Annotated in this window: 4 protein-coding genes and 1 tRNA gene; 2 read left to right on the top strand and 3 right to left on the bottom strand. The window is 68.4% G+C overall.

Going from position 1 to position 3,324, the window contains the following annotated elements:
- The 3 genes from JWP65_RS10665 to surE form a co-directional block, all read right to left on the bottom strand.
- Nucleotides 1-387: LysM peptidoglycan-binding domain-containing protein (locus JWP65_RS10665; RefSeq protein ID WP_299763492.1), on the bottom strand; the 387-nt coding region annotated here is incomplete at its 3' end.
- 11 nt (nt 388-398) lie between these two features.
- Nucleotides 399-1,163: a protein-L-isoaspartate(D-aspartate) O-methyltransferase gene (locus JWP65_RS10660; protein WP_299763488.1), complete on the bottom strand. Its 765-nt coding sequence runs from the start codon at nt 1,161-1,163 to the stop codon at nt 399-401.
- A complete protein-coding gene (gene surE, locus JWP65_RS10655; protein WP_299763486.1) occupies nt 1,163-1,933 on the bottom strand; it encodes a 5'/3'-nucleotidase SurE in 771 nt (256 codons plus the stop codon). The genes JWP65_RS10660 and surE overlap by 1 nt, the downstream gene beginning before the upstream one ends.
- Before the next feature lie 93 nt (nt 1,934-2,026).
- Between surE and JWP65_RS10650 the strand changes: the two genes are divergently transcribed.
- Both JWP65_RS10650 and JWP65_RS10645 read left to right on the top strand, forming a co-directional pair.
- On the top strand, nt 2,027-3,013 hold the full coding sequence (locus JWP65_RS10650) for an NADPH:quinone oxidoreductase family protein (protein ID WP_299763490.1): 987 nt from the start codon (nt 2,027-2,029) through the stop codon (nt 3,011-3,013).
- 34 nt (nt 3,014-3,047) lie between these two features.
- Nucleotides 3,048-3,123: transfer RNA gene (locus JWP65_RS10645), tRNA-His, on the top strand.
- Nucleotides 3,124-3,324: the final 201 nt, after the last annotated feature.

The raw sequence follows: 3,324 nt of genomic DNA, 5'->3' as shown, positions 1-3,324 counted from the left end.
GCCGGCGGCCGGCGCGAGCGGCTGCGCCACGAGGGTCCCCGGCGCGGCCACGGGCGGCACCACGCGCAGCACTTGCCCCACCTCGATCACGTTGGCATTGGGCAGTTCGCTCCAGCGGGCGATGTCGCGCCAGTTCTGCCCGCTCTCCAGCGCGATGCGGATCAGGGTGTCGCCGGGCTTGACGGTGTAGTAGCCGGGCTTGCCGGCGTTCTCCGCGCCCGGCAGCACCAGGGCCGGCGCTGCCGGCAGTGCCTGCACGGTTCCAGGTCGGCCCATGCCACGGTCTTCGACCGGGGCGGGGGAGCGGCGTGGCGCGGCGCAAGCCGCCACCAGGCCGCACACCAGCAGGGCCAGGGTCATCTTCATGGCGCGTTCGCGCAAATGCATCGTCGTGTTCCTCATGCGATGCCCGATTTTAGGGGGACAAAGTGAACGGTCTCAAGAATGGTCTGGCGTACCTGACCTGCGTTTTTTTCCATGACCACCAGCGCCTGCTGGCCGGTGGCCGTCACCATCGGCGCCACCAGCCGGCCACCATCGGCCAGCTGATCGGTCCAGGCGGCCGGGATGGACGCACCGCCGGCTGCCGCAATGATGCCTGCATACGGCGCGCCCTTGGCGAAACCGGCCATGCCGTCGCCGAACAGCAGGTGCACGTTGGCCAGCCGGAAGTGGCGCAGATTTTCGCGCGCCTTGTCGTGCAGGCCGCGCAAGCGCTCGATGCTGTAGACCTCGCCGGCCACGCAACTGAGCACCGCGGCCTGGTAGCCGCAGCCGGTGCCCACCTCCAGCACGCGGCCCAGCCGGCCCTTGGCGTCGGTGCTGCCGGCCAGCAACAGCTCGATCATGCGGGCCACCACGCTCGGCTTGGAAATCGTCTGGCCCAGGCCGATCGGCAGGCTGGTGTCTTCGTAGGCCTGATTCACCAGGGCGCTGTCGACGAAGCGGTGCCGCTCCACCGCCGCCATGGCGGCAAGCACGCGCGGATCGGACACGCCTTGCGCGCCGAGTTTCTGCACCATGCGCGTGCGCACGGCCTGCGAGTCCATGCCATGGCCGGCGGCCGGCACATGCGGGCGCGCCGCCGGCTGCGTGGAAGCACGCGCGGCGGGCTGCGCCGGTCCGTTGGCCAGGCGGGCGGGAAAGCTGGGACGGCGCGACATCAGCTGGACGGCCCGCGCTCGATCCGCGCCGCGGCCTGGCCCCAGTAGTTCAGCGTGTCGTGGTCGGTCAGGTCCACCTTCAGCGGCGTGATCGTCGGATGGCCTTGCAGCGACGCGTGGAAGTCGGTGCCTTCCGCATCGTCCTTGGCCTTGCCGGCTCCGCCGATCCAGTACATGGTGACGCCGTGCGGGCTGGTCTGCGAGATCACCTTCTCGGCCGCGTGCCGGCGGCCCAGGCGGCAGACCTTGAACGGCTTGAGCTCGTCGAACGCGACGTTGGGGATGTTGACGTTCAGCAGCCAGTGGGCGCCGTCGGTGCGGTGGTGCTCGGCGAGGAACTGCACCAGCTCGCGCGCCTTGCGGGCCGCGGCATCCAGGTGGGCCCAGCCCTTTTCCACCTGGGAAAAGGCGACGGCCGGCACGCCGAACAGGTAGCCCTCCATCGCGGCGCCGACGGTGCCCGAGTAGATGGTGTCGTCGCCCATGTTGGCGCCGTTGTTGATGCCGCTGACGACCAGGTCCGGCTTGTAGCCGAGCAGGCCGGTCAACGCGATGTGGACGCAGTCGGCCGGCGTGCCGTTGATGTACTTGAAGCCGTTGGCCGCCTGCGTCACGTACAGCGGCTGGTGCAGCGTCAGCGCATTCGACTTGGCGCTGTTGTTGTGCTCCGGCGCCACCACCTCCACCTCGCCGAGATCGCGGATGGCCTCGTACAGGGCCACGATGCCGGGGGCCTGGTAGCCGTCGTCGTTGGAGAGCAGGATCTTCATGTTGCGGTCATTGTAGGTTCGCGGTCACCGCTGGGACATCTGCCGGCGCAGCCGGTTGCCTATGATTGGGAAATGCTGAACGGAGTCGTCACCATGCATGCCTGGCTTTGCGAGAACCCCGTCGGCGTCGCCGCGCTGGAGTGGAAGGAGCTGCCCACGCCGCAGCCCAAGGCCGGCGAGGTGCTGGTGAAGATCGAGGCGGCGAGCCTGAACTTTCCCGACCTGCTGATCGTGCAGAACAAGTACCAGTTCAAGCCGCCGCTGCCCTTCGTGCCCGGCTCCGAGTTCGCCGGTACCGTGGTGGCCGTGGGCGAAGGCGTGACGCACCTGCAAGCGGGCCAGCCGGTCGCCTGCCTGGCCGGCACCGGCGGCTTCGGCACCCATGCGGTGGCGCCGGCGGCGCTGTGCATGCCGCTGCCGCCCGGCTTTCCGTTCGTGGACGCCGCCGCCTTCATCATGATCTACGCCACCTCGCACCACGCGCTGGTGGACCGGGCCCAGCTCAAGGCCGGCGAGACGGTGCTGATCCTGGGCGCCGCCGGCGGCGTCGGCACCTCGGCGATCCAGATCGCCAAGGCGCTGGGCGCGCGCGTGATCGCCGCCGCCTCGAGCGACGAGAAGTGCGCGCTGTGCAAGGCTATCGGCGCCGACGCCACCATCAACTACACCGAGCATGGGCTGCCCAATGCCTTTCGCGACGCGGTCAAGGCGGCCACCGGCGGCAAGGGCCCCGACGTGATCTACGACCCGGTGGGCGGCGATTTTTCCGAGCCGGCCTTCCGCTCCATCGCCTGGCGGGGCCGCTACCTGGTGGTGGGCTTCGCCAGCGGCCCCATCCCCAGCCTGCCGCTGAACCTGGCGCTGCTCAAGGGCGCTTCCATCGTCGGCGTGTTCTGGGGCGATTTCTCCAGGCGCGAGCCCAAGGCCAACGCCGCCATGATGGGCGAGCTGGCCCGGTGGTACCTGGAAGGCAAGGTCAAGCCGGTGATCGACCGCACGCTGCCGATGGCAGAGTTGAAGGCAGCTTACGGACGGATGGGATCGCGGGCGGTGAAAGGCAAGCTGGTGCTGGTGAACTGAAGCTCGCGCCCTCGGCTATAATCTGCGGCTTGCGGTGGCTGTAGCTCAGTTGGTAGAGTCCAGGATTGTGATTCCTGTTGTCGTGGGTTCGAGCCCCATCAGCCACCCCAACTTCCAAAAGTCCTTGAAACTCAAGGACTTTTCCGTTTTCAGGTCCCGGCGGTGTGAATCGCCCCGGGTTCCGTGGAGGCCAGTTGGTTTAAGTCAGACCTCCACCGAGGTGGCCTGACTGGCGAGTTGCCGGTAGTAGTTTGCCTCAGCCTCCGCCGGCGGGATGTAGCCGATGGGTTCGAGCAAGCGATGGTGGTTAA

This window comes from Ramlibacter sp., from assembly GCF_028292805.1.
Lineage (GTDB): Bacteria > Pseudomonadota > Gammaproteobacteria > Burkholderiales > Burkholderiaceae_C > Ramlibacter.
This window is presented reverse-complemented; position numbering and strand designations above follow the sequence as displayed.

What these genes read in the sequence shown, in the direction of transcription:
- JWP65_RS10660 (WP_299763488.1), bottom strand. Translation starts at nt 1,163, where the DNA reads ATGTCGCGCCGTCCCAGCTTTCCCGCCCGCCTGGCCAACGGACCGGCG.
- surE (WP_299763486.1), bottom strand. Translation starts at nt 1,933, where the DNA reads ATGAAGATCCTGCTCTCCAACGACGACGGCTACCAGGCCCCCGGCATC.
- JWP65_RS10650 (WP_299763490.1), top strand. Translation starts at nt 2,027, where the DNA reads ATGCATGCCTGGCTTTGCGAGAACCCCGTCGGCGTCGCCGCGCTGGAG.